Source organism: Streptomyces sp. NPDC088810 (assembly GCF_044750305.1).
In the GTDB taxonomy this organism is placed as follows: domain Bacteria; phylum Actinomycetota; class Actinomycetes; order Streptomycetales; family Streptomycetaceae; genus Streptomyces.
Window position 1 is genome coordinate 143,797 of record NZ_JBIVJQ010000002.1, and the last position, 22,704, is coordinate 166,500.

The 22,704-nt window shown below is 73.3% G+C and carries 24 protein-coding genes, 1 tRNA gene and 2 pseudogenes; 8 read left to right on the top strand and 19 right to left on the bottom strand.

Going from position 1 to position 22,704, the window contains the following annotated elements:
• Positions 1-3: 3 nt before the first annotated feature.
• Positions 4-858: a Cof-type HAD-IIB family hydrolase gene (locus ACIP4Y_RS07295; RefSeq protein ID WP_401388985.1), complete on the bottom strand. Its 855-nt coding sequence runs from the start codon at positions 856-858 to the stop codon at positions 4-6.
• A gap of 152 nt (positions 859-1,010) precedes the next feature.
• Here ACIP4Y_RS07295 and ACIP4Y_RS07300 point away from each other — a divergent pair, with 152 nt between their 5' ends.
• The 4 genes from ACIP4Y_RS07300 to ACIP4Y_RS07315 are packed head-to-tail and all read left to right on the top strand — an operon-like array spanning position 1,011 to position 4,294.
• Complete coding sequence (locus ACIP4Y_RS07300; protein ID WP_401388988.1) at positions 1,011-1,172, top strand: hypothetical protein; 162 nt, start codon at positions 1,011-1,013, stop codon at positions 1,170-1,172.
• The gene (locus tag ACIP4Y_RS07305; RefSeq protein ID WP_401388991.1) at positions 1,169-2,572 is read left to right on the top strand and encodes a glutamine synthetase; all 1,404 of its coding nucleotides are present in this window, start codon (positions 1,169-1,171) and stop codon (positions 2,570-2,572) included. The genes ACIP4Y_RS07300 and ACIP4Y_RS07305 overlap by 4 nt, the downstream gene beginning before the upstream one ends.
• A 2-nt stretch (positions 2,573-2,574) precedes the next feature.
• A complete protein-coding gene (locus ACIP4Y_RS07310) occupies positions 2,575-3,750 on the top strand; it encodes an amidohydrolase family protein (RefSeq protein WP_401388994.1) in 1,176 nt (391 codons plus the stop codon).
• Positions 3,751-3,757: 7 nt separating this feature from the next.
• Positions 3,758-4,294: an NUDIX hydrolase family protein gene (locus ACIP4Y_RS07315; RefSeq protein ID WP_189889529.1), complete on the top strand. Its 537-nt coding sequence runs from the start codon at positions 3,758-3,760 to the stop codon at positions 4,292-4,294.
• 22 nt (positions 4,295-4,316) lie between these two features.
• On the opposite strand, the gene ACIP4Y_RS07320 is transcribed toward ACIP4Y_RS07315, so the two are convergent.
• Positions 4,317-4,655, bottom strand: a complete 339-nt coding sequence (locus ACIP4Y_RS07320) for an STAS domain-containing protein (RefSeq protein WP_401390609.1) — start codon at positions 4,653-4,655, stop codon at positions 4,317-4,319.
• 150 nt (positions 4,656-4,805) lie between these two features.
• Positions 4,806-5,053, bottom strand: a pseudogene (locus ACIP4Y_RS07325) (alpha/beta fold hydrolase); the annotation flags it as partial.
• A gap of 135 nt (positions 5,054-5,188) precedes the next feature.
• Between ACIP4Y_RS07325 and ACIP4Y_RS07330 the strand changes: the two are divergent.
• Positions 5,189-5,956 (top strand): hypothetical protein, encoded by a 768-nt coding sequence (locus ACIP4Y_RS07330; protein ID WP_401388998.1) that lies wholly within the window; start codon positions 5,189-5,191, stop codon positions 5,954-5,956.
• Positions 5,957-6,031: 75 nt separating this feature from the next.
• On the opposite strand, the gene ACIP4Y_RS07335 is transcribed toward ACIP4Y_RS07330, so the two are convergent.
• Positions 6,032-6,105 (bottom strand) — tRNA-Pro (locus ACIP4Y_RS07335).
• A gap of 125 nt (positions 6,106-6,230) precedes the next feature.
• On the opposite strand from ACIP4Y_RS07335, the gene ACIP4Y_RS07340 reads away from it, so the two are divergent.
• Complete coding sequence (locus ACIP4Y_RS07340; protein ID WP_401389001.1) at positions 6,231-6,938, top strand: transketolase; 708 nt, start codon at positions 6,231-6,233, stop codon at positions 6,936-6,938.
• A 30-nt stretch (positions 6,939-6,968) separates the two neighbouring features.
• On the top strand, positions 6,969-7,892 hold the full coding sequence (locus ACIP4Y_RS07345; protein WP_358638594.1) for a transketolase C-terminal domain-containing protein: 924 nt from the start codon (positions 6,969-6,971) through the stop codon (positions 7,890-7,892).
• A gap of 109 nt (positions 7,893-8,001) precedes the next feature.
• Here the strand turns inward: ACIP4Y_RS07345 and ACIP4Y_RS07350 are convergent, their stop codons facing one another.
• From ACIP4Y_RS07350 to ACIP4Y_RS07410, 13 genes and pseudogenes are all read right to left on the bottom strand, one after another.
• Positions 8,002-8,361, bottom strand: a complete 360-nt coding sequence (locus tag ACIP4Y_RS07350; protein WP_401389004.1) for an MmcQ/YjbR family DNA-binding protein — start codon at positions 8,359-8,361, stop codon at positions 8,002-8,004.
• A gap of 30 nt (positions 8,362-8,391) precedes the next feature.
• On the bottom strand, positions 8,392-8,913 hold the full coding sequence (locus ACIP4Y_RS07355) for a GNAT family N-acetyltransferase (protein ID WP_401389007.1): 522 nt from the start codon (positions 8,911-8,913) through the stop codon (positions 8,392-8,394).
• Positions 8,910-9,476, bottom strand: coding sequence for a helix-turn-helix domain-containing protein (locus tag ACIP4Y_RS07360; protein ID WP_401389010.1), 567 nt, complete (start codon positions 9,474-9,476; stop codon positions 8,910-8,912). The genes ACIP4Y_RS07355 and ACIP4Y_RS07360 overlap by 4 nt, the downstream gene beginning before the upstream one ends.
• A gap of 46 nt (positions 9,477-9,522) precedes the next feature.
• On the bottom strand, positions 9,523-10,425 hold the full coding sequence (locus ACIP4Y_RS07365) for a LysR family transcriptional regulator (RefSeq protein ID WP_358638587.1): 903 nt from the start codon (positions 10,423-10,425) through the stop codon (positions 9,523-9,525).
• Between the two features lie 30 nt (positions 10,426-10,455).
• Entirely contained in the window at positions 10,456-11,649 is a 1,194-nt protein-coding gene (locus ACIP4Y_RS07370) for a glycine C-acetyltransferase (protein WP_358638585.1), read from the bottom strand.
• A 36-nt stretch (positions 11,650-11,685) separates the two neighbouring features.
• Entirely contained in the window at positions 11,686-12,714 is a 1,029-nt protein-coding gene (tdh, locus tag ACIP4Y_RS07375; RefSeq protein ID WP_358638583.1) for an L-threonine 3-dehydrogenase, read from the bottom strand.
• Between the two features lie 164 nt (positions 12,715-12,878).
• Positions 12,879-13,454, bottom strand: coding sequence for a GAF domain-containing protein (locus ACIP4Y_RS07380; RefSeq protein ID WP_358638581.1), 576 nt, complete (start codon positions 13,452-13,454; stop codon positions 12,879-12,881).
• Between the two features lie 61 nt (positions 13,455-13,515).
• Positions 13,516-14,115, bottom strand: coding sequence for a GTP-binding protein (locus tag ACIP4Y_RS07385; protein WP_401389015.1), 600 nt, complete (start codon positions 14,113-14,115; stop codon positions 13,516-13,518).
• Complete coding sequence (locus ACIP4Y_RS07390) at positions 14,093-14,464, bottom strand: DUF742 domain-containing protein (RefSeq protein WP_358638579.1); 372 nt, start codon at positions 14,462-14,464, stop codon at positions 14,093-14,095. The genes ACIP4Y_RS07385 and ACIP4Y_RS07390 overlap by 23 nt, the downstream gene beginning before the upstream one ends.
• A 2-nt stretch (positions 14,465-14,466) precedes the next feature.
• On the bottom strand, positions 14,467-14,901 hold the full coding sequence (locus tag ACIP4Y_RS07395) for a roadblock/LC7 domain-containing protein (RefSeq protein WP_358638578.1): 435 nt from the start codon (positions 14,899-14,901) through the stop codon (positions 14,467-14,469).
• 827 nt (positions 14,902-15,728) lie between these two features.
• Positions 15,729-17,516: pseudogene (locus ACIP4Y_RS07400) on the bottom strand (sensor histidine kinase); the annotation flags it as partial.
• 752 nt (positions 17,517-18,268) lie between these two features.
• Positions 18,269-18,649, bottom strand: a complete 381-nt coding sequence (locus ACIP4Y_RS07405; RefSeq protein WP_401389019.1) for a TetR/AcrR family transcriptional regulator — start codon at positions 18,647-18,649, stop codon at positions 18,269-18,271.
• Positions 18,650-18,725: 76 nt separating this feature from the next.
• On the bottom strand, positions 18,726-19,910 hold the full coding sequence (locus tag ACIP4Y_RS07410) for an MBL fold metallo-hydrolase (protein ID WP_401389022.1): 1,185 nt from the start codon (positions 19,908-19,910) through the stop codon (positions 18,726-18,728).
• Positions 19,911-20,154: 244 nt separating this feature from the next.
• On the opposite strand from ACIP4Y_RS07410, the gene ACIP4Y_RS07415 reads away from it, so the two are divergent.
• Positions 20,155-20,775 (top strand): TetR family transcriptional regulator C-terminal domain-containing protein, encoded by a 621-nt coding sequence (locus tag ACIP4Y_RS07415; RefSeq protein WP_358638575.1) that lies wholly within the window; start codon positions 20,155-20,157, stop codon positions 20,773-20,775.
• 95 nt (positions 20,776-20,870) lie between these two features.
• On the opposite strand, the gene ACIP4Y_RS07420 is transcribed toward ACIP4Y_RS07415, so the two are convergent.
• Complete coding sequence (locus ACIP4Y_RS07420; protein WP_358638745.1) at positions 20,871-21,656, bottom strand: SGNH/GDSL hydrolase family protein; 786 nt, start codon at positions 21,654-21,656, stop codon at positions 20,871-20,873.
• Positions 21,657-21,817: 161 nt separating this feature from the next.
• The gene (locus ACIP4Y_RS07425; protein WP_401389025.1) at positions 21,818-22,702 is read right to left on the bottom strand and encodes a peptidoglycan DD-metalloendopeptidase family protein; all 885 of its coding nucleotides are present in this window, start codon (positions 22,700-22,702) and stop codon (positions 21,818-21,820) included.
• Between the last annotated feature and the right edge of the window lie 2 nt (positions 22,703-22,704).

Genomic DNA, 22,704 nt, shown 5'->3' on the forward strand with positions numbered 1-22,704 from the left:
GGGTTACAGGCCGAGCACGCGGGCCATGGTCCGCAGCACGCCCTCGTCGTTGTTGGACGGCGCCAGGTGGCGGGCCCGGCGGATCACCTCGGGGTGGGCACCCGCCATGGCGAAGGACCACTCGGCGGCGTCGAGCATCTCCAGGTCGTTCAGGTAGTCGCCGAAGACCATGGTCTGCGCGGGGGTGATGCCGAGCGCCCGCTGGAGACCGCGCAGGGCGGTGCCCTTGTTGGCGGTGCGGTTCATCACGTCCACCCAGTGCTCGCCGGAGACCACCACCTGGTGGGTGCCGGCGAACCCCGCGAGGGCCGGGGCGGTGCTGTGCTCGGCGGAGCCGAAGTCGAACAGGGCGACCTTGATCACATCGTCGTCGATCGCGGTGACGTCCTCGACGATCCGGTGCTCGACGTAGTACGTGCGCACCTGCGCGAGGAACGCCTCGTCGGTCCGCTCGACGTACGCCGCCCGTTTGCCGCAGACCACGGCGCCGACGTCCGCACCGCCCGCGACCAGCCGCCGTACCGTCCGGACGACCCCGGCGGCGACGGACCGGTCGAGCGGGTCGGAGCTCAGCTCCACGCCGTCGCGGACCACGTACGTGCCGTTCTCCGCGATGAACACCATGCCCTCGGCGACCTGCGCGAACTGCCGGTGCAGGGTCGCGTACTGGCGGCCGCTCGCCGGGCTGAACAGCACCCCGCGCCGGCGCAGTTCGGCGAGCATCGGCCACAGGCCGTCGGGTATCCGCTGGGTGTCGTCCAGCAGCGTGCCGTCCATGTCGGTGACGATCAGCCGGATGTCGGCGGGGCCGGCGGGCGATGTGGAGGCGTCCGGGAGGGTGGCGGGCGTGGCGGGCATGTCCTGCTTCCGGTCGGGGGCGGGGATACCGGTCCAGTGTTCCTCATGCGCCCCGGGTGCCCGGAACCGCCCACGGTGCCCGGTTGCCGGGACAGCGCGATCGGCGGGCGGCACAATGACGGCGGACGACCGCACGTGAGAAGGGCGGATACGTGAGCGAGGGCGTGAGCGAGGGCCACTCCCCGTCGGCACGGCGGCTGATGCCGGCGGTAGCCGGCGGCAGTCGTCCCGTCCTCACCCGTCCGGCCTCCCACCCCGAGGCGGGCGGCGCGGGCCGGCGGCGCGCCGACGGGCCCGCCGAGGAGGACGTATGACGACTTTCGCCGACCCCGTGCCCGGCGGCCGTCCCGGCGACCTGCGCCGGGTCGCCGCCCTCACCGCCGGCCTGTCCGCGCGGGGCGTCCGCGGCATCGTGCTGGCGTACGTCGACACGGCGGGCGTCGGCCGGGTCAAGACGATCCCCACCGCGCGGCTGGAGGCGGCCGTGTCCTGGGGCGTCGGCATGTCCCCGGTGTTCGACACCTTCCTCGCCCACGACTCCGTCGTCACCACCGACGTCCTCGGCTCCCCCGACGGCGACCTGCGGCTCTACCCGGACCTCGACCAGCTGGTGGCGCTGGCCGGGCAGCCCGGCTGGGCCTGGGCGCCGGTGGACCGGATCACCCAGGAGGGCGCCCGGCACCCCGGCTGCGCCCGGACCTTTCTGCGCCGGACCGTCACCGACGCCGCCGAGCGGCACGGCCTCGCCTTCAAGGCGGCGGTCGAGATCGAGTGGTCCGTCGGACTGGACTCGGCGCCCGCCGGGGAGTTCGTCCCGGCGGTCGCCGGGCCGGCGTACGGCGCGATCCGGCAGGTCGGGCTGAGCGACTACGCCGCCGATCTGCTGGCCGCGTGCGCAGCTCAGGGCGTGGACGTCGACCAGCTGCACCCCGAGTACGCGCCCGGGCAGTTCGAGATCTCGGTGGGCGCGCGGGACCCGGTGGCCGCGGCCGACCGCAGCGTGCTGGTCCGCCAGACCGTCCGGGCGGTGGCCCAGCGGCACGGCCTGCGGGTGTCGTTCGCGCCCGCGGTGTCCGCCGAGGGCGTCGGCAACGGCGGCCACCTGCACCTGTCCTGCTGGCGCGACGGGGTGAACCTGCACGCGGGCGGCGACCGCCGGTACGGCATGACGGCCGAGGCGGAGTCCTTCGCGGCCGGTGTCCTCGCCCGCCTCCCGGCGCTGACGGCGGTCACCGCCCCGAGCCCGGCCAGTTACCTGCGGCTGCGGCCCTCCCAGTGGGCCGGGGTCTTCACCGCCTGGGGCCGCGAGACCCGCGAGGCAGCCCTGCGGATGATCACGGGCACGGCCGGCCGCCACGACCAGGACGCCAACATGGAGGTCAAACCCGTCGACCTGGCCGCCAACCCGTATCTCGCCCTCGGCTGTGTGATCGCCGCGGGACTCGACGGCGTCACGGCGGCCCGCGCCCTGCCCGACGAGATCACCGGCGACCCGGCCCGCTACGGCCCCGACGAGGCGGCGGCCCTGGGCGTACGCCGGCTGCCGCAGTCGTTGCCCGAGGCCGTCGAGGAGTTCCGCGCCGACGCGGTGCTGCGGGCCGCGCTGGGCCCGGTCCTCGCCGACGCGGTGACCGCCGTACGGCTCGGCGAGGCGGCGGCCGTCGACGGACTGGGCCCCGACCGGGTCGCGGCGGCCTACCGCTGGACGTACTGACCATGGCCGCCCCCGGACCCGTGCACGAGGCGCTCGCCGTGCTGCCGCTGGTGGACCACCACTGCCACGGCGCGGTCACGGCCGACCTGAGCGCCGCGGAGTTCGAGGCCCTGATCACCGAGGGCGCGGCCTGGCCCGGCGTCTCCCCCTTCGACACCCCCGCCGGCGTGGCCGTCCGCCGCCACTGCGCGCCCCTGCTGGACCTCCCCCGGCACGCGCCGCCCGCCGACTACGTGGCCCGGCGCGCGGAGCTGGGCTGGCAGGAGGTCAACCGCCGCTTCCTGACGGCGTCCGGAGCCGGGATGTTCTGCGTGGACACCGGCTACGCCCCGCACCCGCTCACCTCCCCCGCGGACCTGGCCGCCGCGGCCGGCGCCGCCGCCTGCGAGGTCGTACGGCTGGAACGGATCGCCGAGTCGGTGGCCGCGCGGGGCACGGCGGCGGGCGGCTACGCGGCCGCGTTCCGGGCCGCCGCCGAGGAGGCCGTACGCCGGCCGGGCGTGGTGGCGGTGAAGTCCGTCGCGGCGTACCGGACGGGCTTCGCGCTGGACCCGGAGCGCCCCGCCGCGGCCGAGGTGACCCGGGCGGCCGGGCGCTGGCTGGCACGCGGCGGCCGCCTCGACGACCCCGTGCTGCTGCGGCACCTGCTGTGGACCGCGGTCGAGCTGGGCCTGCCGCTGCAGCTGCACACCGGCTTCGGCGACGCGGACGTACGGCTGCACCGCGCCGACCCCACGCTGCTCACCGACTGGCTGCACCGGACCGCCGGCACCATCCCGGTGCTGCTGCTGCACTGCTGGCCGTACCACCGCCAGGCCGCCTATCTCGCCGCGGTGTTCGAGCGGGTGTACCTGGACGTCGGCCTCGCACTGCACCACACCGGCCCCGCCCGCTGCCGGGCGGTGCTGGAGGAGGCGCTGGAGATCACCCCGTTCCGCAAACTGCTGTACAGCTCCGACGCCTACGGTGTGGCCGAGTTCCACCACCTGGGGGCCCTGTGCTTCCGCCAGGGCCTCGCCGGTCTGCTGCAGGACCGCGTCGACGCCGACGAGTTGAGCCTGGCAGACGCCCTGCGGATCGCGGACTGGACGGGCCGCGACAACGCCCGCCGGCTGTACGGACCGCCCGTATCCGAACCTGCCCGCGATTCCAGCGGGCACCCCATCCGGAAAGTATGATCAAGCAATGTCTGACATGACCGAAACCACGCCCGGCTGGCTGACCACGGACGAGCTGGAGATGGCCAGGGCCCGGATGCCGATCCTGTACGTCGAGGCCGTGCCCGTGCGCGTGGACGACAGCGGTGAAGTCACCAGCATCGGGGTGCTGCTGCGCATCGGCCCGGACGGCACCGTCAGCCGGACCCTGGTCTCCGGCCGGGTCCTGCACCACGAGCGGGTCCGCGACGCGCTGCTGCGTCACCTGGAGAAGGACCTCGGCCCGGTCGCCCTGCCCCGCGTCCCCGCCTCGCTCCAGCCGTTCACGGTCGCCGAGTACTTCCCCACCGCCGGCATCACGCCGTACCACGACCCGCGCCAGCACGCGGTCTCCCTCGCCTACATCGTGCCGGTGACCGGGGACTGCCGGCCCCGCCAGGACGCGCTGGACCTCGTCTGGTTCAGCCCCCAGGAGGCCGCCTCCCCCGCCGTGCAGAACGAGATGCCGGGCGGCCACGGGGTACTGCTGAAGCAGGCCCTCGCGCACGTGGGGCTGGCCTTCTGACCTCTTCGACGCCGCCGCACCGTCAGGAACGGCTGGCCGTCTCGCCGCCGGGGTGGATGGTGAAGATCTGGTCGAGGCCGACGATGCGCAGGACCCGCAGCGTGCGGGCGGGGACGGCGGCGAGTGCGACGTCCGCCCGGGCCGCGTGCGCATGGTTGCGGGCGGCGATCATGGCGGTGATGCCGCTGGAGTCGCAGAACGCCATCTCGCCCAGGTCCAGGGTCAGGCGCTGACCGGCCCGCAGGCCGATGGTGGGGATCAGGTCACGCAGCTGTGTGGCGTTGGCGTAGTCGAGTTCGCCGGAGATCTCCAGCACGGGACCGTTGGCGGCGTCTCGGATGGTGATCTTCAGCGGGCTCATCGTGGCCATCTCGTCCGAGGGGCGGCTCCGAGGGCGAGGACGGCGGTGTCGTCCTCGAGGCCGTCGCCGAAACTGTGCAGCAGGGCCGTCACCGCCTCGACGACGGCCCCGGGGGACTTGTCGGCCTGTCCGGCGGCGAAGGCCAGCAGGGAGATAGTTGGACTCCAGCGAGGACAGCAGTTCCTCGATGTCCTCGGCGCTGAATCCGCCCCGGTAGCCGTCGTCGTCGATGTAGCGGGGAGACGGGGCGACCATCACCAGCGCCCCGAGCCGCTCCGGAGCCGGGAACCGTCAGCCGCCACATGTTCTGGTCGCAGCCCGAACCCGTGCGCCAGCACCACCGGCCGTCCCTCGGGGTTGCCGGTGACGGTGACATTGCTCCTGCGGGCGATGTCCATTCCGAAGAGTCTCGCACCCCTGATCGAGTGCGGTGCGGGCCTTCCCACGGAAGAGGAAGCGACTATTCCATGATCCCCGGGAAAACCGGACATCCACAGCGGCCGTCACGAGGTGAAAGAGCGGCCGCCCAGGAAATGCAGCAGTTTCCCCGGGAAGGGTTTTCCATGTCTGTGAGCCGCACGTTAGCCGCATCCGTGATCTGCGCGACCGCTGCCATAGGTACCGCGGGATGCTCGGACGGCGGATCGTCGGATCAGCCGTTCAAGGGGCAGAGCGCGGACCAGGTGGCCGCCAAGGCGGTGACCGCCACCCGGAACTCCGCATCGTTGCGCATGGCCGGCAAGGTCTCCGCGGACGGTCAGCCCATGACGGTCGACTTCCACGTCGACACCCAGAAGAACTGCAAGGGCCGGATGGCCATGGAACGAGGCTCGGCCGACATCATCCACGCAGGCCAGGCAACGTACATCAAGGGCGACAAGGAGTTCTGGGCCAACGCCGCCAAGGGCTCGACCGGCCGGCAGAAGGAGGCTCGGGCGCTGATCGGCCGTTGGGTGAAGGTACCGGTCGGCGACGCCCGCACGACGGGGCTGTGCGACAAGCAGGGATTCCTGGCCGACATGGACAGCGACAAGTCCGAGCGCAAGGGAATGACGAAGGGCGACGTCACCACGGTCGACGGCCGGAAGGCGATCCCCCTGAAGAAAAAGAAGGGCGGCGGCGAAACCATCACCCTGTACGTCGCCACGGAGGGAAAGCCGTACATTCTCAAGCTCGACCAGTCCGGCGGCGAGAATCCCGGCACGATCGTCTTCTCGGACTACGAGAAGCCGGTCAAGGCGGCACCCCCGCCGGCGGGACAGGTGATCGACGGCACCAAGGGGGACAAGTCGGCAGGGTGAGGGACGTCTCCTCGAATGAGTGAGGGCCGGTTCCGGATGTCTCCGGAACCGGCCCTCACCGGCGACTCTCACGAGTCGGGACGACAGGATTTGAACCTGCGACCCCTTGACCCCCAGTCAAGTGCGCTACCAAGCTGCGCCACGTCCCGGTGCCGTTTGACCTGGGGTTTCCCCGGTCACAACGTGCAGGGAAACAATACCGCACTCGGATCGGTGGTCGCGCGCCCCTTTCCGTGTTGACCTCAAGCTCGGTCGAGGTTGCACGATCATCGGCATGACGACCACAGCGGAACAGAGCCGCACGTACGGCTATGCCGACCTGCCCCGGCTGATGGGCATGATGACCGGCGACGAGAAGCACGGCCCGGCGGCCACCTCCACGCTCGACGTGCTGTGGGTCCTCTACGACCGGGTGCTCCGGGTCGCTCCGGAGCGGCGGGAGGACCCGGCCCGGGACCGGTTCCTGCTGAGCAAGGGGCACGGACCCATGGCCTACTACGCGGTGCTCGCCGCGAAGGGCTTCGTGCCGGTGGACTGGCTGCCGGGGTTCGGGGCGTACGACTCCCCGCTCGGTCATCACCCCGACCGGGTGCTGGTGCCGGGGGCCGAGATCGGCAGCGGGTCGCTCGGGCACGGGCTGCCGATCGCCGTGGGCACCGCGCTGGGCCTGCGGGCGCAGGGCCGGACCGACCCGGCAGTGTGGGTGCTGATCGGGGACGCCGAGCTGGACGAGGGCAGCAACCACGAGGCGATCGCCTTCGCCGGGCCGGCCGGACTGGACCGGCTGCACACCGTCGTGATCGACAACTCCTCCGCCAGCCACGCGCTGCCCGGCGGGATCGCCGCCCGGTTCGAGGCGGCGGGCTGGTCCGCGGTGACCGTCGACGGGCGCGACCACGAGGCGCTGTACGCCGCGTTCACCGCGCCGCACCCGGGCCGGCCGCATGCCGTCGTGGCCCGCGTCGAACCGAAGAACGCCTGACCCTCCCCTGCTCTGAAAGGGCACACCTCCATGGACACCATGCGTGACCGTCTCGCCCCCGTCGTCTCCCGGCTGCTGGACGAGGATCCGCGGGTCGCGGTCGTCCTCGCCGAGATCGGCCGGGACGGGTTCCGCGAGGCCGAGCGCCGGCACCCCGACCGGGTGATCAACGTCGGCATCCGCGAGCAGCTGCTGGTCGGGGCGGCGGCGGGGCTCGCGCTCACCGGGCTGCGGCCGGTCGTGCACACCTTCGCCAGCTTCCTCGTGGAGCGGCCGTTCGAGCAGCTCAAGCTGGATCTGGGGCACCAGGACACGGGCGCGGTGCTGGTCAGCGCCGCCGCCTCCTTCGACTGGCCGGCCGGTGGCTTCACCCACATGGCCCCGGGCGACGTCGCCCTGCTCGACACGCTGGACGGCTGGACCGTGCATGTGCCCGGGCACCCGGACGAGGCCGAGACGCTGCTGCGACACGCGGTCGCCGCGGGGGACGACAAGGTGTACGTGCGCCTGTCCGTGCAGTCCAACCGGCAGGGCCGGGCCGTCGACGGGCAGCACTTCCGCCCCGTCCGCGAGGGCCGCTCCGGTGTCGTCGTCGCCGTCGGACCGGTGCTGGACGCGGTCCTCGCCGCCACGGAGGGCCTGGACGTGACCGTGCTGTACGCGACGACCGTACGGCCCTTCGACGCGGCCGGGCTGCGCCGGGCGACGCAGGCGGCGGGTACCGACGTCGTGCTCGTCGAGCCGTACCTGGCGGGGACGTCGACGGCCGCGGTGAGCGAGGCGCTGGCCGATGTGCCGCACCGGGTGCTCGGTCTCGGCGTCGGCCGCCGCGAGCTGCGCCGCTACGGCACGATCGAGGAGCATGTGGCCGCGCACGGGCTGGACGCGGCGAGCCTGCGGGAGCGGATCGGCCGGTTCGTGGACGCCGGGCGGAGGACGGCGGCGCACGGGTGAGCCCCGGGATCCAGCGGGCGGCGGGTGCAGCCGGGTCGGCCCGGACCAGGTCGCCCGCTGGCCGATGTGCCGCACCGGATGCTCGGTCCCGGCGTCGGCCGCCGCGATGTCACATCCCGGGCGGAAGCCCCAACTCGGGGTGGGCGTCCAGGAGTCGGGCCGGGGCGGACTGGCGCCAGGAGTCGGCGAGGATGTCCCGCAGCTCCTCCTCGTCCTCCAGCGCGGAGAGTCTCGCTCTCACCCAGGCGAACTGGGCCTCGTGGTCGGCGATCCAGAACTTCTCCGGCTCGGCCAGCACCAGTTCGTCACGCTCGTCCTTGGGACAGCGCACGGCGAGGGACGTCTCGTCCTCGGGCAGGGTCGCGAACATCTTCCCGGCGACCCGGAACGTGGGCATGCTCCAGGCGATCTTCTCCGCGGTGTCCGGCAGGGACAGGGCGATTCGGCGTACGTCTTCTGCATCCGGCATGCCACGCAAGGTAGCTCCTGCCACTGACAGTCACCCCCCGAGGTGCTTGTAGTAGAGGGTCGTCGGCCGCAACTCGCCCGCCGGGTCCGCCGCGTAGCCGGGGATGGTGCCGGCCACGGTCCAGCCGGCCGAGCGGTACAGGTGCTCGGCGGGGCTGCCGGTCTCGGTGTCGAGGTGGAGCAGGGTGCGGCCGTCGGCAGCGGCGGCCTGCTCGGCGGTGGCCAGGAGCCGGCGGGCGAGTCCCTGTCCCCGTGCCGTGCGGTGCACCATCAGCTTGACCAGTTCGGCGCGGTGCCGGCTGTTCGGCTTGCCGGGGAAGGCGAGGCTGACGGTGCCGGTCACCCGGTCCGTGGGGTCCAGGGCCGCCCAGACGGCGAGCCGGCCCGCCGCCGCGGCGTCCGCCTGCTCCCGCCACCAGGCGGCCGCCTCCGCGTGGCCGAGCGGCGCGAGGAAGCCGACGGAGGCGCCCGAGGCCACGGTGTCGGCCAGCAGCTCCGCCAGGTCCCCGGCCCGGTCGCGCACCCGGTCGCCGGTCCAGCGCTCCACCCTCATGGCCGTACCACCGCCAGGACGTAGCGGGCCTCGCCGGGACCGGTGCAGCGGAAGCGGGTCGCGCCGGTCACGCGCATCCGCAGGCAGTCACCCGGGTCGAGCCGGTGGACCTGGTCCCCCACGGTCACCTCCAGGGTCCCCGCCAGCAGCCACAGGTGCTGTTCCAGGCCGGGCACGGGCGGGCGGTCGTAGGCGAGGTCCGCGCCCGGGGTGAGCCGGCCCTCGACCAGTTCGCCGCGCAGCCCGGTGTGCGGCGGGGACACCGACCGGCGGACGAAACCGGAGGCGCGGTCCTCCCACACCTGCTGCTCCGCGGCCCGGACCAGCGGGGCCGGCGCCGCCTCGACCTCGCTCAGCAGCTGGGACATGGTGCGCCCGTAGACGTGGCAGAGCCGGTTCAGGAGGGCGGCCGTGGCGCTGGTCTCGGCGCGTTCGGCGCGGGACAGGGTGGAGCGGCTGACTCCGCTGCGTTCCGCCAGCTCGCCCAGGGACCAGCCGTGCTGGGCGCGCAGTTCGGCCAGCCGGGCGCCGATGAGGAGATCGACGTGATCCTCGCTTCTCATATCCGGGACGCTATCCCGGATATGAGACGGCACGGTTACGGAAGCCTCACGCCTGGGCCGCCTCGCCGAGCGCCTCCAGCACCGGGCGGATCAGCGGGTGCCCCTCGGCGCCGCGGCGGACGGCGGCGAACACCCGGCGGGTCGGGGCGACGCCGTCGACGGGCCGTACGACCACACCGGCGAGGTCCATGCCGCGCAGCGCGGAGCGCGGTACGAGCGCCACCCCGGCGTCGGCCGAGGCCAGGGCGACGACGGCCCGGAAGTCGTCCGAGGAGTGTTCGAGGCGGGGCTGGAAGCCGGCGCTCTCGCAGGCCAGGACGACCACGTCGTGGCAGGGGTTGCCGGGGTACGGGCCGATCCAGGGGTCCTTGGCCAGCTCGGCGAGGGGCACCTCGGGGGCGTCCGCCAGGCGGTGCCCCACCGGTACGACGGCGTCGAACGGCTCGGCGTAGAGCGGCACGTGGGTCAGCCGGGGGTCGTCGGCGGGCGGCGCGCCCCGGTACTCGACGGCGACCGCGACGTCGACCTGCCGGTCCAGCACCATGGGCAGGCTGGCGTCGCCCTCCGCGTCCTGCACGCGGATCCTTATGCCGGGCGCGGAGTGGGCGAGGCGGGCCACGGCCGGGGCCACGACCTGGGCGATGCCGGTCGCGAAGGCCGCCACGGTGACCGTGCCCGCCTCGCCGGAGCCGTAGGCGGCCAGCTCGGCCTCGGCCCGCTCCAGCTGGGCGAGGACCGCGTTGGTGTGGCCGAGCAGGATCTCGCCGGCCGGGGTGAGCCGTACGCCCTTGGCGCCGCGCTCCACCAGGCGGTGGCCGGTCTCCTGTTCCAGGGCCGTCAGTTGCTGGGAGACGGCGGAGGGGGTGAGGTAGAGCGCGGCGGCTGCCGCGGTGACCGTGCGGTGGTCGGCCACCGCACGGAGGATGTGGAGCCGCCGTGCTTCGATCATGACCTCAATTATCCCAGGTCATCCGGTCGGTCAGGCCGCCAGCGCGGCGCGCGCCGCGATGAACGCGTCGACCGCGCGGTTGACGTCGTCCGTGGAGTGCGCGGCGGACAGCTGGACGCGGATGCGGGCCTGGCCCTGCGGGACCACCGGGTAGGAGAAGCCGATCACGTAGACCCCGCGCTCCAGCAGCAGTTCGGCCATGCGGGCCGCCTCGGCCGCGTCGCCGATCATGACGGGGGCGATGGCGTGGTCGCCGGGGAGGACGTCGAAGCCCTCCTCGGTCATCCGGCGGCGGAACAGGGCCGTGTTCTCGGCGAGGCGGACGCGCAGGTCGTCGGCCGACTCCAGCAGGTCGAGGACCTTGAGGGAGGCGGCGGCGATCACCGGGGCGAGCGTGTTGGAGAACAGGTAGGGGCGGGAGCGCTGGCGCAGCAGCGCGACGATCTCGGCGCGGGCGGCGACATAGCCGCCGGAGGCGCCGCCGAGGGCCTTGCCGAGGGTGCCGGTGATGATGTCGACCCGGTCCATGACACCGTGCAGTTCGGGCGTGCCCCGGCCGGTCGGGCCGACGAAGCCGACGGCGTGCGAGTCGTCGACCATGACCATCGCGTCGTAGCGGTCGGCCAGGTCGCAGATCTCCGCCAGGGGCGCCACATAGCCGTCCATGGAGAAGACGCCGTCGGTGACGATCAGGCGGCGCCGGGCGTCGGACGCCTCCTTGAGCTTGGTCTCCAGGTCGGCGAGGTCGCGGTTGGCGTAGCGGAAGCGGCGGGCCTTGGACAGCCGGATGCCGTCGATGATGGAGGCGTGGTTGAGGGCGTCGGAGATCACCGCGTCCTCCTCGCCGAGCAGGGTCTCGAAGACACCGCCGTTGGCGTCGAAGCAGGAGGAGTACAGGATCGTGTCCTCCTGGCCGAGGAACGCCGACAGCCGGGCCTCCAGCTCCTTGTGGACCTCCTGGGTGCCGCAGATGAAGCGGACGGAGGCCATGCCGTAGCCCCAGCGGTCCAGCGCGGCGTGGGCGGCGGCGACCACTTCGGGGTGGTCGGCGAGGCCGAGGTAGTTGTTGGCGCAGAAGTTGAGGACCTCGCCGGGGCGGCCGCCGGCCGAGACGTTGACGGTCGCGGACTGCGGGGTGTCGATGACCCGCTCGGGCTTGTGCAGGCCGGCGGCGCGGATCTCGTCGAGGGTGGCGCGCAGGTCCTCACGGACGGTGTCGAACATGGGGGCTCTCCTGAAGGTGCTTGCGGATGAAGGGAGTCACACGGTCCAGTCGAGGATGACCTTGCCGCCGGTGCCGCTCGCCGCGTCGGCGAAGGCCGCCTCGAAGTCGCGGTAGCCGTACCGGCCGGTGATCACCGGGGCGAGGTCGAGGCCGCCCTCCAGCAGCACCGACATCGCGTACCAGGTCTCGAACATCTCGCGGCCGTAGATGCCCTTGATGGTGATCATCGAGGTGACGATCCGGGCCCAGTCGACCGGGAACTCCTGGGCGGGCAGGCCGAGCATGGCGATCCGGCCGCCGTGCGTCATGTTGGCGATCATGTCCCGCATGGCCTCGGCACGGCCGGACATCTCCAGGCCGATGTCGAAGCCCTCGCGCAGCCCCAGCTCGCGCTGTCCGTCGGCGATGGTCGTCTCGGCGACGTTCAGGGCGAGGCTCACTCCTATCTTGCGGGCCAGTTCCAGGCGGTCCTCGCTGACGTCGGTGATGACGACGTTGCGGGCGCCCGCGTGCCGGGCCACGGCGGCGGCCATCAGACCGATCGGGCCGGCACCGGTGATCAGCACGTCCTCGCCGACCAGCGGGAAGGAGAGCGCGGTGTGCACGGCGTTGCCGAACGGGTCGAAGATCGCGGCGACGTCGAGGTCGACGGGGACCCGGTGCACCCAGACGTTGGACGCGGGCAGGGCGACGTACTCGGCGAACGCGCCGTCGCGGCCGACGCCGAGGCCGACGGTGGCCCGGCACAGGTGGCGGCGGCCGGCCAGGCAGTTGCGGCACTTGCCGCACACCAGGTGGCCCTCGCCGCTGACCCGGTCGCCGATGCGGATGTCGGCCACGTCCCGGCCGACCTCGACGACCTGCCCGACGAACTCGTGGCCGAGCACGAGGGGCGTGCGGATCGTCTGCCGGGCCCAGCCGTCCCAGGCCCGGATGTGCAGGTCGGTGCCGCAGATACCGGTCCGCATGACCTTGATCAGGACATCACCGGGGCCGATGGCGGGCTCCGGGACGTCCGTCAGCCAGAGTCCCGGCTCCGCCTTCTCCTTGACGAGCGCCTTCAACGCTAGGGCTCCTGTGAGTGAGGCCCGGCCCACGGGCATGCCGAAGGAGCCCGCACCGGGTCAGAGGGGTGGAATCACCCTGCAATCTGCCGTATGCGCGGGCCGGGGTCCATCGAGCTTTTCTTAACCTGCGCCTCAGCTTTCCTACACGCCCTTTCCGCGTGTCAGATCGGCAGACCGTCCTGCGCACTGCGTTCCAGGCGTACGACGAGATCGGCGGCGAGCGCCTTGATGGTCTCCAGGCCCGGCCTGCCCCAGGCGCGGGGCGCTGTGTCGGCGGCACACACGGTGCCGAGCGCCATGCCGGAGCTGTCGATGAGCGGCGCGCCGAGATAGGAACGGATGCCGTACTCGTCAACGACCGGGTTGCCCGCGAACCGGGGATAGTCGCGGACGTCCTCCAGAACCAGAGCCTTTCGGCGGACGACCACATGGGGGCAGAAACCGTGGTCGCGGGGCAGCACCCGCCCGATCTCGGCCCTGCTGCCGTCGTCCCGGACGACCGGGGCGGTGGCGGGGGCGCTCAGGCCCGCGAAGAACTGGTGGTCCTCGCCGATGAAGTTGACCATGGCGTAGAGCGCGCCGGTGAGCTGGGCGAGGTGGGCGGCGAAGGCGTCGAGCACGGGATCGGGCCGGTCCGCCAGGCCGAGTCGGCGCAGCCGGTGGACGCGGGCGGGGGCCTCCTTGTCCTCGGGGGTGAGCAGCAGACCCCGGACCGGCCGGGGCGGCTCGTAGCTCATGGCCGGGCTCCGGCGCGGTGGGCGTACCTCATATAGCGGCTCCGTGGGCGGTAGGGCGGGATCACATGTGGGCGCCGTGGCTGGGCGCGGTCGCCGGGGCGTGGGCGAGGAGGTGGCGTACGAGGACGAGCAGGGTCTGGACGCCGGAGCTGGAGATGCGGGCGTCGCAGCGCACCACCGGGACCTCCGGGTCGAGGTCGATGGCGGCCCGCACCTCCTCCGGGTCGTAGCGGTGGGCGCCGTCGAACTCGTTGACGGCGACGATGAAGGCGAGCCCGCGCTCCTCGAAGAAGTCCACGGCCGCGAAGCAGTCCTGCAGTCGCCGGGTGTCGGCGAGGATCACCGCGCCGAGCGCGCCCTCGGACAGCTCGTCCCACATGAACCAGAACCGCTCCTGGCCGGGCGTGCCGAACAGGTACAGCACATGTTCCGGATCGAGGGTGATCCGGCCGAAGTCCATGGCGACGGTGGTCTCCATCTTGTTCTCGACGCCGTCGAGACTGTCCGTGCCGACGCTGACCGTGGTGAGCAGCTCCTCCGTGCTGAGCGGCGCGATCTCGCTGACCGCGCCCACGAAGGTGGTCTTGCCGGCCCCGAACCCGCCCGCGACCAGGATCTTCAGCGCGGTCGGGAACGGGTCAGAGCTGTCGTCGTAGTCCATCGAGCACTGCCTCCAGCAGAGACCGGTCAGTGGGAGTGTGGTGGTAGACGGGCGGCTTGGTGGTCAGCGCACCGCAGTCGACCAGGTCCGACAGGAGCACCTTGGTGACCACGGCGGGCAGTTTCAGCTGGGCGGCGACCTCGGCGACCGAGACGGGCGCGCGGCACAGGTCGAGTGCCTGGGCGTGTTCGGGTCCGAGGTAGCCGAGCGGGGTGACGCCGGTGGCCATCACCTGCGACATCAGGTCGAGGGCGATGCTGGGCTTGGTCCGGCCGTTGCTGACCGTGAACGGCCGCACCAGCCGCCCCGCCGCGTCGTCCAGCCAGGGCCCGTCGCCGGCTGCGGCCACGCTCAAGTCCTCGTCGCCGTGGATTCGACGGCATGCTGCCGGGGAGCGGTCACCAGGTACGGGCGGACGCTCTTGACCAGCATCGCCATCTCGTAGCCGAGCACCGCCGCGTCGGCCTCGCGGCCGGCGAGCACGGCGAGGCAGGTGCCGGAGCCGGCGGTGGTCACGAACAACAGCGTCGAGTCGAGCTCGACGACGACCTGGCGGACCTCTCCGCCGTCGCCGAACCGGACGCCCGCGCTGCGGCCGAGGGAGTACAGGCCGGAGGCCAGGGCCGCCATGTGGTCGGCGCTGTCGGCGTCCAGGCCGTGCACGGACTTCACCAGCCCGTCGCAGGACAGGAGCACCGCGCTGGAGGTGTGCGGTACGCGCTGCACGAGGCCGCTCAGCAGCCAGTCGAGGTCGGATGCGGGGACGGTCGGCGCGTCGCTCGCCATGGTGGATCGACTCCTTGGGGTACGAAGATCTGCGGGAGCGCTGGGGGTGGGGGTACGGCGTAGGGGTGCGGGGGCGGTCATCCGGCCGGGGCGCTCCCCTCGGACCGGCCGGTGCCGCGGCCACCGTCGCCTGCGGGCGCGGGGGCGTGCGCTGGGGGTATGGGGGCCGGGGACCTGTCTTCTCGGGACATGGGGGCCTGGGGTGTGCGGGGCGGGACCATGTGCTCTGGCGCCGTGTGGAGCGGGCCCGTGTCGGGCCGGGCCATGTGGTCTGGCGGCATGTGCTCCGGGGCCGTGTGGGGCGGGGCCGCGTTGTGCGGGGCGGGGTGGCCGGGGGCTGTGAGGTCCGCGCCCGTGTAGTCCACGTCCGTGTGGCCCGAGCCCGTGTGGCCCGAGCCCGTGTGGCCTGCGCCCATGTGGGTGGGCACCACGTGCTCGGAACCCATGTGCGCAGCCTCCATGTGCTCCGAGCCCATGTGCGCAGACTCCATGTGGTCGGAGCCCCCGTGGTACGGGCCGCTGTGTGGGGCGCCCATGTGTTCCAGGCCGCCGCCGTGGTCGGCACGTACGCGGGCCGGCTCGGTGGAGTGGGGCGCGGCGGTAGGGAGGTGCGCGCCTGCCATGTGCGCGGCCTCCAGGGGGGCCGAGCCCATGTGCCCGTATCCCGGCTTGCCGTCCACCGGCGATGCCCCGTATCCCGGCTTGCCGTCCACCGGCGATGCCCCGTACTCCGGGCCCCGGTACTCGGACGGCGCCCGGTTGCCCGGCCCTCCGAGCTCCGACGACACCCCGTACTCCGCCCCCCGGTGCTCCGGCTCCAGGGTCTGCTGGGCCTCGGCGAGTCCGATGCCGCGTTGGAAGGCGGCCATCAGGCCGGGGTCGTGGTCGGCGACGGTGTCGGAGTCCTGGCGGGGTGCGGGGCCGCCGCGCAGCTGGGGCACGATGTGCTCCTGGGCGCGTCGGCGGGGCAGTTGGGGCTTGTCCATGGTGCCGCGCACCGGGCCGACGCGCGGGGTGGGCAGCACGCCCGCGTGCGCCTCCACCACCGCCCGGTCCTCGGCACTGATGCCGGGCACGGCCTCGGCGGGGGTGGGCCGCGTCTCCTGGGCGCCGCGCACGGGCAGCGGGGCGGGGGCACCTCCGTGCCGTCCGTGCGCACCGCTGTCGGCGCCGCGCCGCCCGGTTCCGCGCTGGGCGTGCCGCCGCCGTCCGGAGCCCGCCCCGGCCTCGGCACCGTCCCCGGCCCCGCCTCCGGCAGCGCTCCCGGCTCCGGGCGCACCCCCGCTCCGCGGTGTCTGCGCGGGCACCGGCACGGCCGCCCCTGCCCGCTGCGACGCACCGGTGTCCGCCGGCGGCCGGCCCTGCGGCTGCGGTTCCGCGGTCCCGGCACCCGCGCCCGGCACCCCCGGCGCGTTGCCCAGCAGCGCCTGCGGGACGACGAGCACGGCCTGCACGCCGCCGTAGATGTTGGTCTGCAGCCGTACGTGGATGTGGTGCCGGCGGGCGAGCTGGGAGACGACGTAGAGGCCGATGCGGCCGTCGGCCAGCAGGCTGGCGACGTTGACCTGGTCGGGGTCGGCGAGCAGGGCGTTCATCCGGCTCTGCTCGCCGACGGGCATGCCCAGCCCGCGGTCCTCGACCTCCACGGCGAGCCCGGAGGTGACGAGGTTGGCGCGCAGCAGCACCTGGGTGTGCGGGGCGGAGAAGACGGTGGCGTTCTCGATGAGTTCGGCGAGCAGGTGGATGACGTCGGCGACGGCGTGGCCGCGCAGTTCGCCGTCGATGGGGGGCACGAGCTTGACCCGGGAGTACTGCTCGACCTCGGCGATGGCGGAGCGCAGCACCTCGGTCATGCTGACCGGATTGCTCCACTGCCGGCGGGAGACCGCGCCGCCGAGCACGGCGAGGTTCTCGGCGTGCCGCCGGATCCGGGTGGCCAGGTGGTCCACGTGGAAGAGGCCCTTGAGCAGGTCGGGGTCCTCGATCTCGTTCTCGAGGTCGTCGAGGATCGAGATCTCCCGGTGCACGAGCGACTGGAGCCGGCGCGCGAGGTTGACGAACACCTCCAGCTTCTGTTCGCTGCCGGCCCGGCTGGAGAGCTGGGCGGCCCGGACGACGGCGGTGACGGCGCCGTCGTACGCGCGGGCCAGGTCGGCGGCGAGCAGTTCGAAGTCGTCGGCGTCGGCGGGCGGCCGGCGGCGCGGACCGGGCTGCGGCGGGGCCTCGCCCTGGCGGAGCGCGTCGACCAGGGCGTGCAGGTCGGCCTCGCCGCGCGCGGCGGTGCGGCGCAGGGCGTCGACGCGGTCGGTGACCGAGCGGGCGGCGCGGTCGGCGGCCACGGCGGCGATGAGGATCCCGGCCATGGCCACGCTGACCGCTCCGGCGAGCACGGCCCACAGCAGGGGGCCGGTGCGGGCGCCGGTGGAGCGGATGCTGAAGAGGACCGCGGCGGTGGCGCTGAGCGCGACCGCGAGGGGCGGCAGGACGGCGAGCCGCATGAGCTGGGGCCGTATATGTGTTTCGGGCAGTGCGGGAGCGGGTCGGGCGACCGGCCGCCCGTGCCGGCCGCCCTCGCGGCGGTCGGCTCGGGTGGCCGGTGCTCGGAGGTGAGACATCTGCGTCCTCGTACTGTCCGTCGGGCCTGTGTCCTGGTGCGGTGCGCCGCGGGCATGCGTCGATGCGGGCGTGCGTCATCACGGCGTCGGCCGGCGGCACCGGCGGACCGGCCGCGCGTCGCCCGACGGCCACTCACAGTAGTTGCCTGAGCATCATGTGCGGTGGGCAGTTGACAAAGTCCCCCGAGGAGCGTCCCGCTCTGGTATGAGCTCTCGCACGAAAGTCCGATGACCCTTGGCGGGCATGCGATCGAACCGTCAACAGGACCGATCCGGCCTGCTCACAAGCGGTCGCAAACGAAACGAGCGAGGGATCCCCCCGGGAGTCCGAGCGACTCGCTCGCCACGGCCTGCCCCGCGCACGGATCGCCGTAGGAGCGGCTCCAGGCCCCTCTCCGACCCCCTTCCCCAAAGCCGATCGTCACGGAACGTGCTCGCTTTGGCCTTGACCGGGGGTGCCGAGCGCAGACTGATGTACGGGGTACGTGTGTCCCGTAGGTGCACTGCGGGCGGAGCGGTGGAATGGCTGACCGTGGCCGCCACCGCACTGGTCACCGACCTGTGCATCCTGGGCGCGCGCCTGGAGTGGCGCCGCAGCCACCCGGCTGCCGCGCAGTCCCCGCGCTAGCGGGACCACCACGCCTGAAGGCCTCAGCGAGCCCTGCGACATCGGGACGGACGTCGCACAGGAGCGCGCGCAGGGTGCGGGCGACAGTTTTCTACGACTGTATGCCGATATGTACGTTGTGTCCTCAGGGTGCTCCGCGGCTGTGGACGGGCAGCACCTCGGGATGGGCGTGCACGGCACCGGCGAACGCCCGCGCGATGCGCCGCAGTTCGGTCAGCCAGGGTGGTTCGGCGGAGGCGGTGGCCGTGTCGGCGCGGGCCTGCTCGACCGAGGTCCGCAGCCGTTCGTCGACCTCGGCGAAGAAGGACTCCACCAGGCCGTCGAGCAGTCCTTCCTTGCCGACGGTGTACCGGTAGAGGGCCATCGGCTCCACACCCAGCTCGGCCGCCAGGCGGCGCATGGTCAGGACCGCCGGCCCCTCCCGGTCCACCAGGGCGACGGCCGCGGCGAGCACCACGGGACGGCTCAGGCGTCGCCGCCTCTGCGGTTTGTCGTGCTCGGCCATGACCGCACTCCGAGCACAACGTACATTTCATTCACAATCGTACGTTTTGCCCGCTGAAACGCATGCCCCCGCCGGGTCAGTCCGCGAGGTCGCCGGTCGCGCGGGCGGGCGGCTCGGCGACGAAGGCGCCGACCGAGCGCCAGGTGCGCCGCACGTCCCCCGACACGCCTCGCCACCACGCCTCGGCGGGCAGCTTGCCGGCCGGTTCGAAGGGCTCGCCGGGCCGGGGCAGGGCCACCGCCTGGCCGGCCTCCTCGGCGGCCTCCTTCGTCCACTCCCCCGGCTCGGCCCACGGGTGCGGGGCGAGGTTGAAGGTGCCCCAGTGGATCGGCAGCAGTACGCCGTGCGGCGCCCCGCCCTGCAGGTCGAGGTGGGCGCGCAGGCCCTCCTCGGGGGTCATGTGGATGTCGGGCCAGAACTCGCTGTAGGCGCCGATCTGGATCATCGTGGCGTCGAAGGGGCCGTGCGCGGCGCCGATGTCCTTGAAGCCGTCGAAGTAGCCGGTGTCACCGCTGTGGTAGATCCGGTGTTCGTCGCCGGCGACGGTCCAGGACGCCCAGAGGGTGTGCTGGGTGTTGCGCAGCCCGCGGCCGCAGAAGTGCCGCGCCGGGGTGGCCGTGAGGGTCAGCCCGCCGATCTTGGTGGACTCGTGCCAGTCCAGTTCGCGCAGCCGGTCCGCCGGGACGCCCCAGTGCTCCAGGTGGGCGCCGACGCCGAGCGGCACGGCGAACACGGTGTCCGTGTCCGCCAGCGCCTTGATGCTGGGCAGGTCCAGGTGGTCGTAGTGGTCGTGGGAGATGACGACGACGTCGACCGGGCCGAGCGCGGCCAGCGGCAGCGGCACCGGGTGCAGCCGCTTGGGTCCGGCGAAGGGGAACGGGGAGCAGCGCTCGCCCCAGACGGGGTCGAACAGGACCCGGTGACCGTCGATCTCGGCGAGCACGCTGGAGTGGCCCATCCAGGTCAGCCGCAGCCCCGTCGTGGGCGGTCCGGCCAGGTCGGCGAAGGTGGTGGGGTGCACCGGGACGGTGCCTCCGGGGGCGCGCAACGGCCGGGTGTCCTTGTCCAGGAACACCTTCGCGAGGTCCATCGTGGAGCCGGAGGGGCGGGTGCGGGCGGGGCCGCCGGGGTTCTGGAAGACACCGTTCCTGAAGTGGGGCGAGCGGCGGATGCGTGCCAGGCGCTCACCGCCCGGGTCCGCGCCGAAGGCCGCGGGCCGCAGCGCGCGGAGCCCGGAGCTCGGAGAACGCAAACCGGTCACGGTACCTCCCGGTGGAGTGGGTGAGGCCCTCCATTATGGTCGGCCCCTCCGACAGTCCGGGCAGGCAGGGGCAGGCCCCGGCCGCCGGTGAGGATCCGTTCCACGCCCGTCGGGCCGTCGAGGCCCTGAGGTGGTGGTCAACTCCGGGCCGGGCGGCTGGGGATGGTGGCGCGGAGGCCGAGGGGACGGGATCGTTTGCGACCGGTGACGCTCACCTGCGATCGACTACGACTAGGGTGAGCGCGTGGCAAGAGTGCGGTTGAGCGTGGCCGAGCGGCGGGAGGAGCTGCTGCGGGCAGCCATCGGGCAGATCGAGGCGCGGGGCGTGGCGGCGGTGCGGATCGCCGACGTGGCCGCGGCCCTCGGGGTGAGCAACGCGCTGGTGCTGTACCACTTCTCCACGAAGGAGAAGCTGGTCGCCGCCGCGTTCGCGTACGCGGCCGAGGACGACCTCGCGCGCCTGCGCAAGGTGGTGGACCGGCGGACCACCGCGCTGCGCCGGCTGCGGGCCGCGGTGCGCTGGTACGCGCCGACCGGGCAGGCCAAGGGCTGGCGGCTGTGGATCGAGGGCTGGGCCGTCGCCCTGCGCGAGCCGGCGCTGCGGGAGGTCACCCGGGAGCTGGACAAGCAGTGGAAGGCGGCGATCGCGGAGGTCATCGCCGAGGGCGTGGCGGCCGGTGAGTTCGCCTGCGCGGACCCGGCCGGCACGGCACTGCGGCTGACCGCGCTGCTGGACGGCCTGGCGGTGCAGCTGACGTCGTACCCGGGCGCGGTGGCGCGCTCCCGCGCACAGGAGTGGGTGGACGACGCCCTTGCCCGGGAACTGGGCCTGGACCGGAAGACGTTGACCGAACGGGCACGGTGAGCACACGGGCCGCACCGTGCACGCCGGCCACCCCGGGCCACTGACCCGACCGCGCCCCGCCCGCCCACGCAGGCGGCGGGGCGCGGTTCGCCGGGTCAGGCCACCGAGGCGATGCGCAGCTTGATGTCGTCCGGGGAGAGGGTGCCCTTGGCGGTGACGTGGTCACCGGAGGACTCGCCGCGCAGGCGGCGGCCGATCCAGGGGACGAGGTACTCGCGGGCCCACTGGACGTCGTCGCGGCGGACGTCCAGGGTGCCCCGGGGCGGCAACGGCGGCCACGGCTGCTCCGGGTCGGCCGGGACGTCCAGGCCGAGGACCTGTCCGGCGCGCAGCGCCACGCGCGTGTGACCCTCGGGCGAGAGGTGCAGCCGGTCGTTGTCCCAGGCCCTGCGGTCCTGCACGGACTTCAGGGACCACAGGTCGAGGACGGGACAGCCGTACCGGTCGGCGATGGCCCGGACGTGCCCGTTGTAGGTGGCGATCTTGCCCCGGAGATGCTTGAGCACGGGCATGCCCCGGGTGTCGAAGCCGGTCGTCACCATAACGGTGCCGACGGCCTCGGTCAGCCGGGCCACGGCGCGTTCGAAGCGCTCGGCGACCTCGTCCGGGTCGGTGCCGGGGCGGATGATGTCGTTGCCGCCCGCGCAGAAGGAGACCAGGTCGGGGGCGAGTTCGACGGCCTGCGGGAGCTGGTCGGCCACGATCTGGTCCAGCAGCTTCCCCCGCACGGCGAGGTTGGTGTACCGGAAGTCCCCCTCGGGGCGCCGGTCGGCGAGCAGTACCGCGAAGCGGTCGGCCCAGCCCACGAACGCCCCGTCGGGGCCGGGGTCGCCGACGCCCTCGGTGAAGCTGTCCCCCACCGCCACGTACGACCCGATCACTGATGCGTTGTCATTCTTCGAATCGTCTGCCACGTCGGACCATGATTCACCTTTCGATGTGACCTACGCGACCGTAGGCCGGGGTTGACGAACGGTGAGATGAGCCACTCTCAAAAATATGCCAAGTCAGGAATAGGCGGCGTCGGGCAGGGGGGCGGGTGTCAGCCGACGGGAACGCCGTGCGCGCGGAGGTAGGCGACCGGGTCCAGGTCCGAGCCGTAGTCCGGCGTGGTGCGGATCTCGAAGTGCAGGTGCGGTCCGGTCACGTTGCCGGTGGCGCCGGACAGGCCGACCTGCTGGCCCGCGGTCACGGTCTGGCCGGCCGAGACGGAGAGCTGCGAGAGGTGGGCGTACTGGGCGTAGTGGCCGTCGTTCAGCTTGAGGACGACCTGGTTGCCGTACGCGCCGCCCCAGCCGGCGGAGACGACGGTGCCCGCGGCGACGGCCTTGAGGGGGGTGCCGGTCGGGACGACGAAGTCGACGCCGGTGTGGTAGCCGCTGGACCACATGCTGCCGGCGACGTGGTAGCCGGTGCCGATGGTGGCGCCGGCCACCGGCAGGGTGTAGCCGGCGGAGGCGGTCTGCGCGGTGCCGGACCCGGCCGGCCGGGCGGGCTTCGGGGCGGCCGGCCGGGCGGGCTTCGGCGCGGCGGACTCGGTGCGGGCCGGTGCGGCCTGCCCGCCGAGGCTGAGCTTCAGGCCCGGGTGGATGAGCGCCGGGTCGGCGCCGACGACCTGCCGGTTGTCGTCGTAGAGCCGCTGCCAGCCGCCGCTGACGTGCTGCTCCTGGGCGATCTTCGCGAGGCAGTCGCCGCCGCGCACGGTGTAGGTGCGCACGCCCGCCTCCGGCTGGGCGGCGGCCTTCCCGGCCGCGTCCGGAAGGGACTGCACGGCCGCTTCGGGCACGGACTGCGCGGGGGTCGCGGCGTGCGCTCCGGTGGCCCCCACCAGCGGGAGCGCGAGGGCGGCGCCGCCGGTTCCGGCGACGGCCAGGGAGCGGGAAAAACGCGGGGTCTTGGGGCGTCGGTGCTTACCCTTGGCGGGCATGG

What these genes read in the sequence shown, in the direction of transcription:
- ACIP4Y_RS07295 (WP_401388985.1), bottom strand. Translation starts at nt 858, where the DNA reads ATGCCCGCCACGCCCGCCACCCTCCCGGACGCCTCCACATCGCCCGCC.
- ACIP4Y_RS07305 (WP_401388991.1), top strand. Translation starts at nt 1,169, where the DNA reads ATGACGACTTTCGCCGACCCCGTGCCCGGCGGCCGTCCCGGCGACCTG.
- ACIP4Y_RS07310 (WP_401388994.1), top strand. Translation starts at nt 2,575, where the DNA reads ATGGCCGCCCCCGGACCCGTGCACGAGGCGCTCGCCGTGCTGCCGCTG.
- ACIP4Y_RS07315 (WP_189889529.1), top strand. Translation starts at nt 3,758, where the DNA reads ATGTCTGACATGACCGAAACCACGCCCGGCTGGCTGACCACGGACGAG.
- ACIP4Y_RS07320 (WP_401390609.1), bottom strand. Translation starts at nt 4,655, where the DNA reads ATGAGCCCGCTGAAGATCACCATCCGAGACGCCGCCAACGGTCCCGTG.
- ACIP4Y_RS07330 (WP_401388998.1), top strand. Translation starts at nt 5,189, where the DNA reads ATGCAGCAGTTTCCCCGGGAAGGGTTTTCCATGTCTGTGAGCCGCACG.
- ACIP4Y_RS07340 (WP_401389001.1), top strand. Translation starts at nt 6,231, where the DNA reads ATGACGACCACAGCGGAACAGAGCCGCACGTACGGCTATGCCGACCTG.
- ACIP4Y_RS07345 (WP_358638594.1), top strand. Translation starts at nt 6,969, where the DNA reads ATGGACACCATGCGTGACCGTCTCGCCCCCGTCGTCTCCCGGCTGCTG.
- ACIP4Y_RS07350 (WP_401389004.1), bottom strand. Translation starts at nt 8,361, where the DNA reads ATGCCGGATGCAGAAGACGTACGCCGAATCGCCCTGTCCCTGCCGGAC.
- ACIP4Y_RS07355 (WP_401389007.1), bottom strand. Translation starts at nt 8,913, where the DNA reads ATGAGGGTGGAGCGCTGGACCGGCGACCGGGTGCGCGACCGGGCCGGG.
- ACIP4Y_RS07360 (WP_401389010.1), bottom strand. Translation starts at nt 9,476, where the DNA reads ATGAGAAGCGAGGATCACGTCGATCTCCTCATCGGCGCCCGGCTGGCC.
- ACIP4Y_RS07365 (WP_358638587.1), bottom strand. Translation starts at nt 10,425, where the DNA reads ATGATCGAAGCACGGCGGCTCCACATCCTCCGTGCGGTGGCCGACCAC.
- ACIP4Y_RS07370 (WP_358638585.1), bottom strand. Translation starts at nt 11,649, where the DNA reads ATGTTCGACACCGTCCGTGAGGACCTGCGCGCCACCCTCGACGAGATC.
- ACIP4Y_RS07380 (WP_358638581.1), bottom strand. Translation starts at nt 13,454, where the DNA reads ATGAGCTACGAGCCGCCCCGGCCGGTCCGGGGTCTGCTGCTCACCCCC.
- ACIP4Y_RS07385 (WP_401389015.1), bottom strand. Translation starts at nt 14,115, where the DNA reads ATGGACTACGACGACAGCTCTGACCCGTTCCCGACCGCGCTGAAGATC.
- ACIP4Y_RS07395 (WP_358638578.1), bottom strand. Translation starts at nt 14,901, where the DNA reads ATGGCGAGCGACGCGCCGACCGTCCCCGCATCCGACCTCGACTGGCTG.
- ACIP4Y_RS07405 (WP_401389019.1), bottom strand. Translation starts at nt 18,649, where the DNA reads ATGGCCGAGCACGACAAACCGCAGAGGCGGCGACGCCTGAGCCGTCCC.
- ACIP4Y_RS07425 (WP_401389025.1), bottom strand. Translation starts at nt 22,702, where the DNA reads ATGCCCGCCAAGGGTAAGCACCGACGCCCCAAGACCCCGCGTTTTTCC.